The 13,808-nt window shown below is 48.9% G+C and carries 10 protein-coding genes, 1 other RNA gene, 4 pseudogenes and 1 riboswitch; of the genes and pseudogenes, 5 read left to right on the top strand and 10 right to left on the bottom strand.

The genetic code is table 11. The annotated features are described in order from the left end of the window. Positions 1–79: 79 nt before the first annotated feature. Both L1889_RS08850 and L1889_RS08845 read right to left on the bottom strand, forming a co-directional pair. Positions 80–817 (bottom strand): YbaY family lipoprotein, encoded by a 738-nt coding sequence (locus tag L1889_RS08850; protein WP_238664826.1) that lies wholly within the window; start codon positions 815–817, stop codon positions 80–82. A 306-nt stretch (positions 818–1,123) separates the two neighbouring features. Then, the gene (locus tag L1889_RS08845; RefSeq protein WP_238664825.1) at positions 1,124–1,609 is read right to left on the bottom strand and encodes a hypothetical protein; all 486 of its coding nucleotides are present in this window, start codon (positions 1,607–1,609) and stop codon (positions 1,124–1,126) included. Positions 1,610–2,002: 393 nt separating this feature from the next. Here L1889_RS08845 and ribA point away from each other — a divergent pair, with 393 nt between their 5' ends. Further along, the gene (ribA, locus tag L1889_RS08840) at positions 2,003–2,617 is read left to right on the top strand and encodes a GTP cyclohydrolase II (RefSeq protein WP_308217668.1); all 615 of its coding nucleotides are present in this window, start codon (positions 2,003–2,005) and stop codon (positions 2,615–2,617) included. 168 nt (positions 2,618–2,785) lie between these two features. Here ribA and L1889_RS08835 read toward each other — a convergent pair. Beyond that, positions 2,786–3,414, bottom strand: a pseudogene (locus tag L1889_RS08835) (FMN-dependent NADH-azoreductase). A gap of 150 nt (positions 3,415–3,564) precedes the next feature. After that, positions 3,565–3,743, top strand: a riboswitch (yybP-ykoY riboswitch). Between L1889_RS08835 and L1889_RS08830 the strand changes: the two are divergent. Further along, positions 3,744–4,322, top strand: a complete 579-nt coding sequence (locus L1889_RS08830; protein ID WP_238664823.1) for a TMEM165/GDT1 family protein — start codon at positions 3,744–3,746, stop codon at positions 4,320–4,322. It abuts the riboswitch before it with no gap. 280 nt (positions 4,323–4,602) lie between these two features. Beyond that, a complete protein-coding gene (gene speE / locus L1889_RS08825; protein WP_238664822.1) occupies positions 4,603–5,874 on the top strand; it encodes a polyamine aminopropyltransferase in 1,272 nt (423 codons plus the stop codon). 167 nt (positions 5,875–6,041) lie between these two features. On the opposite strand, the gene L1889_RS08820 is transcribed toward speE, so the two are convergent. After that, positions 6,042–6,314 carry a hypothetical protein gene (locus tag L1889_RS08820; RefSeq protein ID WP_238664821.1) on the bottom strand — a complete coding sequence of 91 codons (273 nt, stop codon included), beginning with the start codon at positions 6,312–6,314 and terminating at the stop codon, positions 6,042–6,044. A gap of 999 nt (positions 6,315–7,313) precedes the next feature. Here L1889_RS08820 and L1889_RS08815 point away from each other — a divergent pair. Continuing rightward, positions 7,314–7,874 carry a LysE family transporter gene (locus L1889_RS08815; protein WP_238664820.1) on the top strand — a complete coding sequence of 187 codons (561 nt, stop codon included), beginning with the start codon at positions 7,314–7,316 and terminating at the stop codon, positions 7,872–7,874. A 180-nt stretch (positions 7,875–8,054) separates the two neighbouring features. On the opposite strand, the pseudogene sstT reads toward L1889_RS08815, so the two are convergent. After that, a pseudogene (sstT, locus tag L1889_RS08810) lies at positions 8,055–9,277 on the bottom strand (serine/threonine transporter SstT). Between the two features lie 201 nt (positions 9,278–9,478). On the opposite strand from sstT, the gene ssrA reads away from it, so the two are divergent. Continuing rightward, positions 9,479–9,844: a transfer-messenger RNA gene (gene ssrA, locus L1889_RS08805) on the top strand. A gap of 54 nt (positions 9,845–9,898) precedes the next feature. Here the strand turns inward: ssrA and L1889_RS08800 are convergent. The 5 genes and pseudogenes from L1889_RS08800 to ompA form a co-directional block, all read right to left on the bottom strand. After that, a pseudogene (locus L1889_RS08800) lies at positions 9,899–10,689 on the bottom strand (SDR family oxidoreductase). A 316-nt stretch (positions 10,690–11,005) separates the two neighbouring features. Next, entirely contained in the window at positions 11,006–11,323 is a 318-nt protein-coding gene (locus L1889_RS08795) for a hypothetical protein (RefSeq protein ID WP_238664819.1), read from the bottom strand. Between the two features lie 61 nt (positions 11,324–11,384). After that, positions 11,385–12,054, bottom strand: a pseudogene (gph, locus tag L1889_RS08790) (phosphoglycolate phosphatase). Positions 12,055–12,061: 7 nt separating this feature from the next. Then, positions 12,062–12,775, bottom strand: coding sequence for a bifunctional 2-polyprenyl-6-hydroxyphenol methylase/3-demethylubiquinol 3-O-methyltransferase UbiG (gene ubiG / locus L1889_RS08785; protein WP_238664818.1), 714 nt, complete (start codon positions 12,773–12,775; stop codon positions 12,062–12,064). 93 nt (positions 12,776–12,868) lie between these two features. Further along, a complete protein-coding gene (gene ompA / locus L1889_RS08780) occupies positions 12,869–13,462 on the bottom strand; it encodes an outer membrane protein OmpA (protein ID WP_238664817.1) in 594 nt (197 codons plus the stop codon). Positions 13,463–13,808: the final 346 nt, after the last annotated feature.

Here is a 13,808-nt window from a genome sequence, read left to right as displayed (position 1 = left end):
TTCAGTAATTGAAGCAGCTTTTTTTAAAGCAAAAAGTTAGTTTTAATGTTCGTAGATCAAATCTGGATGTGGCAATGGCTTATTGGTAACGGCCACAACCTTTATAAAGTCGATTATCGATGGTCAAAGCCACTTCGTGGTCAAAGGATTCTCCGCTCATGTTATCAAAGCAGGGCGTACGAACCATATCGATAGCAAAATCGGCTCCGTTGTAGGTTCCGCGATAATGCGTACCTGCATACGTGGTTTGTGGTGGGGGCAAGGTCATGTTGTATCGGGTTTGGCCGTAATCCAGGGTTACGTCGGCCTGATTATTCTGCAATGTAAAATTCCAGCCGGGCTCGTTTCCTGTGGCTCTGAATACACCTGACGCCGTACCCTGCGGAGCTGCTACCTGCACCATCTTTATCTGCCCCACATCAGCTACATCGCCTTGAGCATCTATAGGAATAAATGCGTCCGAGGTCCAGCGCATTGTGCCGGTTTCATCATGAATGACCGCTCGCAGACCATATCGCTGGTTCACCGGAAGCTGGGTTTTATCTACAGAAAAAGCAAATGGAATAGGAACTTGCTTGCCCTCCAGGCTCATGTCGTGATGCCAAACCTCTTTCGCGCTGGCGTCTGCCGGAGGCACTTCATAGACAGAAAAGCGGGCTATGGAGTTGGGGCTTAAGGCAATGCGTTGCAGATAAGTAAGTTCACCCTGAACGTTTAGGCCTTCCACTGCGGGTCCGGTTGGACGAGAGGGGCTGGTACAAGCGGCGAGGCTTAGGCAGACAGCACCGAGAGAAGCGATTGTGAGTGTTTTTTTCATTACTTTGTCGACTCCATTGCTATTGTGGGCGAGCCTGGAGCTAAACAGGGCAGCCCGTATTTGACTACTATGAAAGAGCTTTTTTCTGAGTCAGTTCAAGAACCCTGTGCCGCGGTTTTCAATCATCATAAGCAGTCCCTGGCCGGAGGCACAATTATAAGTGGCAAACAAATGTTAATTTTGCTTCAACTGTGCAAAAACCATACTGCTTAAGGCAGCCCGAGTGGGGATGGGGTATACAGCCTTGGGTGCACAACTTATCCCCAGACTTAGGCACATAAATTGTGGGCAACTTTAGGGCCATCGCTAGCGGATCTTCTTAACGAGATGTTGGCCGTCGTATTGGTATTCGTCTGTTTTCTCTGGGCTGTCAGGGTTTGGTGTTTGTAAAATCAGGGTTTTTCCACGTTTATCGACGCGGATATGGCTGGAGCAGGATCCAAATTGGGGTGAGATAACGTAGCTTTCGGATTTAAGCAGCAACCAGCGATAATGGGTAGGACAGGACTCTTCGCCCGTGTGAATAGAGACGAGAACAGCTTGCTTGCCTGGGGTAGAGAAGACATAGGATATATTTAAATAGCCTATTATCGGCGGCACGGTTTCTGCCTCATCAATTAACAGCCTGGACTCGTATAGATAATCGCTAGGGCTTATCTTTATTTCGCCAAAGGGTGTATTTAGTTGCAAGCGTGACGTGAGAGTCAGCCATTGAGATTGAGGGCTCGAGGGCGAGGCGAAACTGCTTGGTAATAGAAGGGACAAAAGTAGCGCGCAAATAATAATACGCATGTTTTAAACCGTTCAAGAGGTTGAGTCACGACGAGCCCATATTGCAAGCCATGGTAACAGTAGGTTTCTTCTTATTTTGTTTGCGTTAGTCTACACCAGAAAGAAGTTTTCCGCCTGTAGTCATTCAGCGGTATGCCCTATGAAATAAGACAATGAAGCCATGCTATAGCAATTGAAATACAGGGTCAGCATTGCTGCTTAGGCCTATACCGGCCTGCACGCTGTGACGCAGACTACTTGGCTGACGTTAATCAAACGGTCGGTTTTTGCGTAAAGGAAATGCTTACATGCCATCATGACTGATGGTATTCTCTAGTTTTGGTTTTTATCGATCTGTGGCAAAAGCGTGATCAGTCTCAGGCATCGATGTGTATTAACGGTTGATCGCCTTTTATCGAGTTCTCCACTTTGTTAAGCCATATTACCTCTAGCAAACTGCCTATGCCTTGGGCAGTCTTTGACTTACACGTTTTTGTTGATGACGTTTCTGCTAAAGAGCATCTTGTAATCGCGCTGGGTGACTTAAGTACGCCTGAACCTGTGCTAGCGCGGGTGCACTCTGAGTGCCTGACCGGGGACGCGTTATTTAGCCAGCGCTGCGACTGTGGTCCGCAACTGCGTAAGGCGCTTGAACTTATTGCTCACGAGGGACGAGGGGCAGTGCTGTATTTACGCCAGGAAGGAAGAGGCATTGGCCTGATCAACAAGATAAAGGCGTATCATTTACAAGATCAGGGAGCGGATACGGTCGAGGCTAACGAACAGCTAGGGTTTCCGGCAGATATGCGTCATTACGATATTTGCAAACCTATGCTTGACCATTTTGGGGTTTCGGCCTTGAGGTTAATGACCAATAATCCAAGAAAAGTACTCGCGCTTAGCAGCCTGGGTTTTGATGTTGCTGAACGTCTACCGCATCAAATTGAAGAGAACCCTTTTAATGCCAACTATTTGAATACTAAGGCCTTGAAACTGGGGCATATGCTGGGCGAAAACGACGAACCTTAAGGTAGGCCCAGGTAGTACTTGGAACGCCCGCTCGCGGCATCGTTGTCGGGCTTTATGGGGGTCGCAATAAGCGAGTTATAGTAAATAACAAAGGCGCTTATCTAGTAGAGAATACTTGATAAGCGCCTTGTCTATTTCGGCCCTACATCAGGGCATAGCCTTGGTCTGTCACGCGGTAGCGGGCTGGTCAAGTAGCTGCATGACTTGTGCTTTCGCAGATGCGACGGCTTCGGCGGCTGCCTCAGGGCCTTTGCCAATACCTTCGGCCCTGATGATGTCTATATCGTTAATGCCCACAAAGCCAAATATTACTTTTAAGTAGCTTTCCTGATGCTCTAAAGCCTGGCCTTGTTCAGAGCTAGAGTAGACCCCGCCCCTGGACGATACAACAATGACTTTTTTCCGCCAGCCAGGCCTTCAGGGCCATTGTCGGTGTAGCGGAAAGTGCGTCGGGGTTGCAATATGCGGTCAATCCACGCTTTAAGCTGGCTTGGAATAGTGAAGTTATAAAATGGCGCAGCCATGACTATTACATCGGCGGCCAGAAACTGTGTCACCAAACGCTCGGACACAGCATTTTCGGCTTCCATTGACAGGTTCGCGCTTTCGCCAAGGGCGGGATTGCGAATGCCCATAGCATCGGCTGAGAAATGATTTGGGGCGTCGACGGCCAAGTCCAGGTACTCAACCTCGGTCTCAGGGTGTTGAGCTACCCAGTTTTCCGTGATAAAGCTTGTTAGCGTACGCGAAATCGATTGTTCGCCGTTAATGCTTGAGTCTATTTGCAGTAATTTCATCTTCAGTTCCAACGAGTTAAATGTGATGTGTTTATTATCGGATGTATTGGGCTTCGGATATACGGCAAGACAAACAATTGATTATTGTTTCTTTAGCAACAATGATGGTCTCGCAGCAGATTGGACTTTAACCTTAAAGTTGTTATGATGTCGGCTGTCATTGGGGAGTAGCCGCTCTTCTTCTAGAGGCCTTCGTCAACATACTTGTGGTATCCCATACCGCATGGCGCTGGCAGCTTAATGCCTGGCAAGACCTTTGACCGTACAGCCTTCCCATATGGCCGGAGAGGTAGTGCGGTCAATCGTCTCTCATCCGGCCAGGGGTTCACATGCAAGCTTTATTTGTTTCTACCGGTATTGTTGCGCTCGCCGAAATTGGCGACAAAACACAACTACTGGCTTTTGTGCTGGCCGCCCGGTTTAAACGCCCAGTACCCATTATTATGGGGATCCTGGTGGCAACTTTACTTAACCACGGCGTGGCCGGAGCCTTAGGGGCATTACTACCTTCTGTTTTCAATCCACAAGTGCTCACCTGGATATTGGCAGTCTCATTCTTGTTGATGGCAGCATGGATGCTGATACCAGATAAACTGGATGATGACGGGCTGAAGCTGCAGCAGCATGGCATTTTTGTAACTACGTTACTGACCTTCTTTATTGCAGAAATGGGTGACAAAACCCAGATTGCTACCATTGCTCTTGCAGCTCAATACAATGCCTTTTGGTCAGTTGTCATAGGAACGACACTCGGAATGATGCTGGCGAATATTCCGGCCGTGCTAGTGGGTGGCCGTTTGGCGCATAAGCTTCCCGTACGCCTGGTGCATGGTATTGCGGCCTGTATCTTTGCCATACTTGGTCTGCTGGCGCTACTACGCGCCTTACATGGCACGGGACTCTTTTGAGCATTGTTTTTTCTCCTGATGAAAAGCACCATGCAGATCTAAAAGGCTGTTTTTTTAAGCTTTCAAAAAGCAGTCAATTGCGTCTAAAATCCAACGAAAAGTTCGTTATATACTGCTAACTTGCTTTTTTTCTAAAAGTACATATGTGTGCTTATGCATTTGTTGTATAGTGGTGGACTTTTCTCGTAAAGTCAGTTTTAACCTATTGGTTTTAACTGGCAACGGGCTTTTTCGGCCCTTTTGGAAGGGCCGAAATCCTTTAACAGGGAGCGATATTCCTATGCAAGGCCTGCATCTAACCGCAGATTTATATCAATGCTCTGGCGATCTTTCGATTTTTGTCAATGAAAGCGCATTGGCTGCCTTATGCCGTAAACAGACCGAATTATCAGGTCTCACCATCGTAGGTGAGAAATGGGTTACTTTCCCTGAATATCAAGGCGAACCTGGTGGAGTAACAGGAACCTTACTTCTGGCAGAGTCGCATCTGGCGATTCATACATGGCCCGAAACCGGTGGCGTTACCCTGGACGTCTATGTCTGCAATTTCAGTGGAAACAATTCATCCAAGGCTCAGCAGCTTATCGATGGTTTAGTCGATGCATTCCAACCAGCTCATGTACAGCGCAACAACTTGCTGCGCGGTGACAAAGAGGGTCCTGTCGGCAGCGGAGAACTGCTGCTGGAGAGCCTGAACGACCACGCTGTCTATGGCTTCAGGTTTAACAGACGCATCTTGTCGAGGCAGACCAAATATCAGCACCTGGAGTTACTGGAGTCGCCAGACCTGGGGCTGACCATGCGCCTGGACGGCTGTTTAATGACTGCCGAAAAAGAAGAGTTTTTCTATCATGAAGCGATCGTGCACCCGGCTGCCATAAGCCATCCAAATCCTCGCAACGCATTAATTATCGGCGGAGGAGATGGCGGCGCTCTTGAAGAGCTTCTTAAGCACAACACTATAGATCGGGTCACGTTGGTTGACCTGGATGCGGACGTTATTGACGTTTCTCGCGAGTATCTGCAAGCCATTAACCATGGCTCGCTTGATAATCCAAGAGTTTCGGTGCTGGTAGGAGACGGTGCAGAGTTTGTGCGTACGATCGAGGAAAAGTTTGATCTGGTGATTTTGGATCTCACTGATCCTGAAACCCCGGCAGGGCCTTTATATACCACGCAATTTTTCCATGAATGCAAAAGCGTGTTGGCCCCGGGCGGTGCGATGGTTTTGCACCTCGGAGCTCCTTTCCACGAGCCTGAACAAGTCCGCTCCATGACAGCTGCGCTGACCGGCGTCTTCGAACATGTAAGTGCCTATGGGTTACATATACCCCTTTATGGCTCGTACTGGGCGTTGGCGGTGGTATCTGATGTCATTCAACCGTCAGCCTTAGCAACAGAAGATGTGCAGCAGCGTTTAGCTGATCGACACATAGATAATTTGCAATACTATAACGATGAGGTCCATGGGGCACTATTTGCCTTGCCTAATTACTATCGAAAATTATTGCCTGAAGTTACCGAGTCGAGCAGGGTGGCTGAACTGGCCTAGTGGTCTTCAGCCGGTCTTACATAAAATATGCCGCTACATGGGCTTAAGCCATGTAGCGGCATATTTGTTTTGACTGCCGCTGGGGGCATCATAGTGCGAGAGCCCGAGTGACGCATTAAGCGTCTTACAGGGCATCGGAAACGCCGGATGGTTTCCTGGTGTCGGGGTTAGTGGGTTGCGCCGAGGCGGTTGGCCACGTGATGTATATCTTTTAAACGAAAACGGATGCGCAGACGCTGTGAGGTATCAGAGTCACCGACTGTGGCATCAGCTGTGTAGGTAGTGCAACCAAAGATAGGCGAACTGAAAATTATGGTGCCTGCAACTTTGGGGCCATGCAATGGTTGTAGATATACTGTGTCGCCAAGGCGAATGTTGGTTTCGTTTAGGCTCACGCTTTCTGGGCGAGCTACTAAGCTGTTTGGATAAAGTGTTTTCATGTGTACTCCCTATTGGGATTGTTCTTCTGGTTTTTCGGGTCTGTGCCCAAGCATATTCAGTGACGTTAACGTTCAAAACGTTAAGTCAGTATAGAGAACAATTATTTGTTTTTTATGACAGTGCAGCGTTGGTCGCTACTACGTATTGTTAATGTCCTGCAAGTTTGACGCGATCTAGTAATAGTTCTTAAAGTGCGTTCAAAAAGACATCGTGTTCAAGCCCAATCGCAAGAGCCGGCAGCAGATAAGCTGACCCGGTTTTGGGCTTGGTGTCCAGCAACATTAACTTTGAGTAGGGCCTAAAGAAGGCATTAGTCTAAGCTGAGACTAAGAGAGCCTTAGTTGATGCTTCTCTAAAGTTAAGCTTACTACATTACAGCTTTATTTTTAGAAAGTCAAGTAACTACCCCTCTTTATATATCATTCAAGCAATTATTACGCTTAGCATGAGAGGAGTTTATAGCCATGTCTTGGTGGGCCGTTATGTGTTTAAAGCTGAAATTGCTTTTAGATTCTGCTGTTTATTTGCTTCCGATAGCGAGTATGGCCATCCAGGCGATCACAATGGTACCAGTTGCTATCAGTAGGGCAGGTACGAAATCAACGACAGTATTGAAGATGTTCAACATGCTTGTCTCCTAAACAGCAATTTAAAATAAAAAATCGTCACTGCTGGTGTTGAAATTGTAATGGTCTGGTAAGTAGATAAAAAGGGCCTTATGGCGTAATAAACCATAGAAAATGCGTAAAATAGTTACGTTCTGTGAGGTTTTTGAGTGAACTGATGTCTTTTTAAAATAGTAAACGTGACTATTTAGCATGTTTAGCGTATATGCCGCTTAGAGCAGTAATGGGATTTCCGGTTGCTCATGTTGGCACACGCCCTTGGTGGCTTAAGTTGCTGTCGTGCGAACTAAGGTTGTGTGTCGTAACCGGGGTATAAAACTGACATTAGGCGTAGAATTACATTCTTGATTCAGCAGGCTAAGGCTGCAGCTAATGACAATTCATACGTGGCTCTCGTTTTTAATTGCTTCAATTTTAATTAGTCTCACGCCCGGAGCGGGAGCGGTTTCGTCTATGTCGTCCGGTCTGAGCTATGGTTTTAAGCGTGGAATCTGGAATGCCTTGGGCTTACAGTTAGCGTTGGCTGTACAGCTGATTGTGGTGGCAGCTGGGCTTGGGGCCTTGCTGGCGACTTCTGATCTTGCATTTACAGTCATCAAATGGTTTGGCGTGGCTTATCTGATTTATTTGGCATACAGGCAATGGACTGCGCCTATAAGCCCGGGCAGAGAGTGCTCGGACGAGGCAGGGAGCAGTCCGATGGTTTCAAGAAGTCATTTGTTTTGGCGTGGCTTCGTTATAAATGCGAGCAACCCCAAGGCCATTTTATTTATCTTGGCGGTGGTCCCCCAGTTTCTGAACATAGAAAACGCGCTGGGGATGCAGTACTTTGTGCTTGGCTTGACGATGGTTGTTGTTGACCTGCTTGTCATGGGGGCTACACGACCTTGGCAACCCGCCTACGACTGTTGTTCAGAGAGGCTATTTATTTAAAGCGCTTGAATAAGATTTTCGGCAGTATGTTTGGCCTTGCGGCGGCTCTGTTGGCGACTGTGCGACGAATATAGCTCCTTAGGAAGATTTTGCTGCGCCGAGATTTCAAGATAAACGGCCTTGCGCTCAATCGAGCGCAAGGCCGTTTATCTGTCCATAAGTCGCCGCAGGCAGACCAAGTTAAATGTTAGAGTCGCCAGTGGCAGCAGCGCTAAATAGCACATCGGTCGACGAGTTCAGCGCGGTCTCCGCTGAATCCTGCAGTACGCTGACGATGAAGCCTACGCCTACAACCTGTATGGCAATGTCGTTAGGAATATTAAATAAACTGCATGCCAGAGGAATCAGCAGAAGCGAGCCACCAGCCACGCCGGAGGCGCCACATGCGCAGATGGATGCGACAACGCTGAGTAAAATGGCTGTTCCAAGGCTTACCGGTATGCCCAGCGTATTCACTGCAGCCAGCGTTAAGACCGTGATGGTAATGGCAGCGCCTGCCATGTTTATAGTAGCCCCCAATGGGATGGAGACTGAATAGGTATCTTCGTTCAGTCCCAGTTTTTCCGCCAACGCCATGTTAACCGGGATATTCGCGGCTGAACTTCGTGTGAAAAAGCCGTAATGCCGCTTTCGCGCAAACACGTAAGCACCAATGGGTACGGGTTGCGTCTGATTTGACTAAAAACAATGATTGGATTGACGATAAACGCAATGAGCAGCATGCAGCCAATCAGCACCATCAGCAGATGGGCGTATTCGTTAAGGACGCTGAACCCTGTAGTGGCAATGGTAGAGGCCACAATGCCAAACACTCCTACAGGAGCAAAGCGGATAATTAGCTTTACCAGGTATGTAACTGCGTTTGAAATATCCTGTATCACCAGCTTGGTGCTTTCGCCAGCGTTTCTGAGGCCAATGCCCAATGTAACTGCCCACGCTAGTATCGCCATATAATTAGCGTTGAAAATCGCCTTGACTGGGTTGTCGACGATACTGAGCAGTAACCCCAGCAGCACTTCGTCTACCGAGCGTGGCGGGTTTAATACTCCCTCAGTTACCTGTAGCTGTATGGTGGACGGGAACAGAAAGCTGGCGATCACAGCGACCACAGCGGCACTGAATGTACCTGCTAAATACAAGATAAGGACCCTGCCCATCCGTGACTGTGCTCCCTGGCGATGGTTCGCAATTGCCGCCATTACTAAAAAGAGTACCAAAACAGGGGCGACTGATTTAAGCGCTGTAACGAAAAGCTCGCCGAGCAGAGCTGTGCGCTGTGCGGATTCTGACGAAATTGCGGCGAGCGCAATGCCTGCAATCAAGCCAATAATGATTTGTTTAACAATGCTGCCGTGCTTGATGAATTTGACAACTGGGTTGCTGCTGGCTAAAAGCGTAGCCATCGATTATCTCCAAAGAGGAACCTCAATATCTACGAGGGTTAAAAGATAAAATAAAAGGGCATCGAAAGGGATGCCCAGATGTGTTGTTTTATGAGCCAACCAAGAATAATACCACTATCAGCATTTCCTTAAATAGCTCTAATGCTTTATAATAAGTAAATAATGCTTGCATCGTAGTTATTTAGATGCTGTGTTTGCGTGGGGGCCGACTTGGCTTCGACGTGGGTCACAAAACAGAGCAGGGCATGTCGAGCACCAGTCAGCTCGTAAATCCACTGGAAAAAGTATAAACGCCAATGATGAGCGTTTCGCTCTAGCCGCTTAAACACGGCCGAGCCGCTGCACTAATTTGTCTTTGGGTTAGGCTGGGAAACCAGCAGCAGCGTCATTTACAAAGAATCGGGCCGGTCTGGGCCACTCAGACAGGCTCTAAAACTAAGTGGATCGCTGCGGAAAGGCCAGTCGGTAGGCATACTCCAAGGCTAAACTTTAAAATGCTCCGACTAAACATGTAGAACTGCCTGCGGAGGGCTTGCGGACGGGGGTTCAATTCCCCCGGCTCCACCAAGATTTCCTTAAAAGCCAACGACTTCACGGTCGTTGGCTTTTTCTTTTCAGGGCTTAGAAAGTTCCTGGATAGGCACCGCCATCGGCCAATATGTTCTGGCCAATTATATATCCCGCATGAACGCTGCACAGGAAGGCGCAAATACTGCCGAACTCTTCGGCATTTCCGAATCGTTTGGCGGGGATCAGCGCTTGTCGCGCAGCCGCGATCGTGTCAATTTCCTGTCCTGATTGCTTGGCCGCTGACGCTAGGCCGGACTGCAATCGGTCGGTAGCGTAAGCACCGGGTAAGAGATTGTTGATTGTCACGCCTTTTTCGGCGATGCCGCTGCGTGCCAGCCCCGCCACGAAACCTGTCAGTCCGCTACGAGCTCCGTTCGACAGGCCCAGCACATCAATGGGTGACTTTACTGCGCTCGAAGTAATGTTGATGATTCGACCGAAGCCACGTTCCGCCATGCCGTCGACGGTGGCTTTTATTAGCTCGATAGGCGTGAGCATATTAGCCTCCACGGCAGCCAGCCAGTGCTCACGCTCCCAATCGCGAAAATCCCCTAAAGGTGGGCCGCCAGCATTGGTGACTACAATGTCATAGTCGGCATGTACGGCGAATACGGCGTCACGGCCCTGGGGGTGGTAATGTCGGCGGCCACGGTCTTCACGAACCCGTCGCACCTTGAGCGAGCTTGCAGTAAGCGCTGTTCGGCGGAGGACAGGCTGTCTGGGCCCCGGGCTACGATGACGACGTTCACCCCCTCGCGTACCAGTGCGAGTGCGCAACCGTAGCCTAAGCCTTTGCTGGCTCCGCCCACCAAGGCTGTTTTACCTGCGATACCTAAATCCATCTTTAATCCTTTCGTTATAGCTTCATGTCGAACTTACCAGTCAGTGGCTGGAAGAGCGTAAGTGGTCGCGCTTGATCTGCACGAGTAGGAAGGCTTTTATTTTCAATATGTCCACATAGTGGTCTTGTGTTTTGTTATGTGGACAAATTATGGGGAGTCTAAAAAGTATAGAACATAGGGGTCTACCCGCATTCATCGTTGTTAAGCGGGAAGTTTCCATGGCTGCAGGCGGAAAGCCTGTTTAAGCTGAATATAAAAATCCCGGTCGCAAATCAGTAGCAACCGGGATTGTGTTTTTAGAGGGGGAATATTGGTGCTAGTCGTGTTCCGGACCACGCTTGCCAGCAATTAAGTTAATGGCATTTTGAAAGATATCTTCTAGTGTCGACTCAGCAGCCTCGGAAAATGTGTCTACGTATGTATCGACGTCTTCTTGGGGGTAGGTGGCGCTTAGGGCCTCAGTTCCTTTTAGGGAGTCGGCAACCAGGTCTTTAAAGCCTTGTAGAACGGACTCAAGGTACTCGACAGCCGAGTCATCATCTTCATGTGCTTTGGCCAGTATCAAAGCGATTACCATTTCGAAAGCCTGGGTAGTGCCGCCGATTTCGGCCTGGATGTGTTCTAAGTCTGTCATCGCTGATTCCAATAGGTAGCTGCGGTGTGAAAAAATACACGCCAGCTATTTGAGTAAGTTTTTATACGTGTGCGGTAGCCCACTTTTCGACAGCAGGATAAATTTCGCTAGCCGAGTTGACCACTGCGTCCGCTTCCCATGAGGCAATGGCAGGATCGAAGTCGCAGTAGCCGTAGGCAGCCACAATAGTAGACATGCCAGCAGCTTTACCGGCTTGTACATCCCTTTGATCATCACCGATGTAAATACATTGCCTGGCATCAACTTTTGCGCTGGCAGCCGCATGGAAAAGTGGAGCGGGATGGGGCTTGATATGGGGGTCGTGTCGCCGCCGACGAGTACAACGCAGTCTTGGCTTAAACCCAGATGCTCCATTAAAGGCCGGGTGAGATACTCTGTTTTGTTGGTGACGACCCCCAGGGCAGCCTGGCGTCGGAAAGAGCCGCCAGCATGGGCACTATACCTTCGAACAATAGGGTGAGCTGCGTCATGTTCTGCTCGTAATCAAGCAGGAATTTTCTTCTGTAATCTTCGTACTCAGCGTCGCTGGCCTCTATGTTGAGTGCAGCCTTCAGCAGCCCTCTGGCGCCATGTGAAGCATAAGGGCGTAGCGTTTTGTAGGGCAGGGGTTCCAGGCCGCGTTCAGCACGTAAGCGATTGGCTGCGGCAGCTAAATCGGGAGCCGAATCGGCTAATGTGCCGTCGAAATCAAACAGTACAAGTTTTTGCATTGCAGAATTAGCTATCTTTACGAGTAGCGAGCAGGTAGTTAACAGAGGTGTCTGACGACAATCGGTAATGCTGGGTAAGCGGATTGTATTCAAGCCCGCGCAAGTCTTGAGTATTCAGACTGGCATTGCGGGCAGAGCGAGATAGCTCGCTGGGCTTGATGAAGGATTCGTAATGATGGGTGCCCGTAGGTAGGAGCTTCAGCAGATATTCGGCACCCACTATCGCAAATAAAAAAGATTTTGGATTGCGATTCAAGGTAGAGAAAAATACCCACCCATTTGGTTTGACCAGTTTGGCGCAAGCGTGAATGATAGAAGCCGGATCGGGCACATGTTCAAGCATTTCCATACAAGTGACGACATCGTACTGACCGGGCTCTTCATCAGCCAGTGCTTCGGCGCTTAACATTTTATAACTGACTGGAACGCCGCTATCGAGACTATGCAGGCGAGCCACTTTGAGCGATTTTTCGGCCAGATCAATACCTGTGACGGAGGCGCCTTCTTTTGCCATGGCTTCAGCCAAAATGCCGCCTCCGCAGCCAACATCAACTATTTTTTTATCGGTCAATGCTCCGGCGTGTTCGATTATCCAGCCCAGGCGAAGGGGGTTAATCGCATGCAAGGGCTTGAATTCGCTAGTGGGATCCCACCAGCGCGAGGCTAGGGCGCTGAATTTTTCAATTTCGGCCGGATCAACGTTGACGCTATTCTTAGGCATAGGCGCTAAATACTACACAGAAATGAATAAAGGCTCCGACAAGCGGAGCCTTTATTGTATAGCCTTTCAGCTTAATACGTGATTGAACCCGTATTATTGCTTACGTGAGCCAACGATCTCGATCTCAACGCGACGGTTTTGTGCGCGACCTTCACGAGTCTGGTTGTCGGCCACTGGCTGCAGCTCACCTTTACCTTCGGTGTAGATGCGGTCAGCAGGTACGCCTTTGCTAACTAAGTACTCTTTAACAGAGTTAGCGCGACGCTCAGAAAGACCCTGGTTGTAGGCTTCAGCACCAACGGAGTCGGTGTGACCAGTAGCAATCAAAGTTTCCAGTTCTACTGTGTTAACTTGGTCTGCAATTTGGTCCAGAACTTGACGGCCTTCAGGCTTCAACGATGCTTTGTCGAAGTCAAAGAAAGTGTCTGCATTCAGAACGACTTTAGTTGTAGTTGGAGCAACGACTGGTGCTTCTGCTTGAGCAACGGGTACACCGTCACAACCGGCGATACCGGTAGCAGGAGTCCAGAAGTTATTGCGCCAGCACAGTTCGTTCGTGCCGTTTTTCCATACGTCGCCGAACGGATTTTGCCAGTTGTTTACTTCGCCAGTCTGAGCTGACACAGCACCAGTGGCTGTGACTGCCGCAAAGGCGAGTGCAAGTGCGATTTTGGAGGGTTTATTCATGTTTCTCCTCGTTGAGCTGATGCTGTTAATTGACCGCAGCGAACCCCCGCCGCTTATTTAACGGAACCAGTATAGCAAGACTATGAACACGTCATAGTATTGCGCTGGGTTTCATGCGTGTTAGCCCGAATCTTAAGACATTTATGATGGGTTCGTTAAGCGAGAATAAGAGTTAAGCGCCAGATACGTCGAATTAGGCCCGATACATGCCTTTATTGTTGGTTTTAGGCAACAAGTACGGCATGGTGGATAATAACTGCTCAGCGTATTCTTCTTTTTGGAGCATTTGCTGATTGTAGGGTCTCTCTATGGCTCTTTTCGAAGGTCAATCTCTTAGATCGGCACA

The sequence above is a fragment of the Paenalcaligenes niemegkensis genome, from assembly GCF_022230885.1.
In the GTDB taxonomy this organism is placed as follows: domain Bacteria; phylum Pseudomonadota; class Gammaproteobacteria; order Burkholderiales; family Burkholderiaceae_B; genus Paenalcaligenes; species Paenalcaligenes niemegkensis.
The sequence above is the reverse complement of the archived record's forward strand: the minus strand, read 5'-3'. Positions and strand labels throughout refer to the sequence as shown.

Excerpts from the sequence above, each read along its gene's own strand:
- L1889_RS08795 (WP_238664819.1), bottom strand. The coding sequence starts at position 11,323 with ATGACAGACTTAGAACACATCCAGGCCGAAATCGGCGGCACTACCCAG.
- L1889_RS08850 (WP_238664826.1), bottom strand. The coding sequence starts at position 817 with ATGAAAAAAACACTCACAATCGCTTCTCTCGGTGCTGTCTGCCTAAGC.
- L1889_RS08815 (WP_238664820.1), top strand. The coding sequence starts at position 7,314 with ATGACAATTCATACGTGGCTCTCGTTTTTAATTGCTTCAATTTTAATT.
- L1889_RS08845 (WP_238664825.1), bottom strand. The coding sequence starts at position 1,609 with ATGCGTATTATTATTTGCGCGCTACTTTTGTCCCTTCTATTACCAAGC.
- ompA (WP_238664817.1), bottom strand. The coding sequence starts at position 13,462 with ATGAATAAACCCTCCAAAATCGCACTTGCACTCGCCTTTGCGGCAGTC.
- speE (WP_238664822.1), top strand. The coding sequence starts at position 4,603 with ATGCAAGGCCTGCATCTAACCGCAGATTTATATCAATGCTCTGGCGAT.
- L1889_RS08830 (WP_238664823.1), top strand. The coding sequence starts at position 3,744 with ATGCAAGCTTTATTTGTTTCTACCGGTATTGTTGCGCTCGCCGAAATT.
- L1889_RS08820 (WP_238664821.1), bottom strand. The coding sequence starts at position 6,314 with ATGAAAACACTTTATCCAAACAGCTTAGTAGCTCGCCCAGAAAGCGTG.
- ubiG (WP_238664818.1), bottom strand. The coding sequence starts at position 12,775 with ATGCCTAAGAATAGCGTCAACGTTGATCCGGCCGAAATTGAAAAATTC.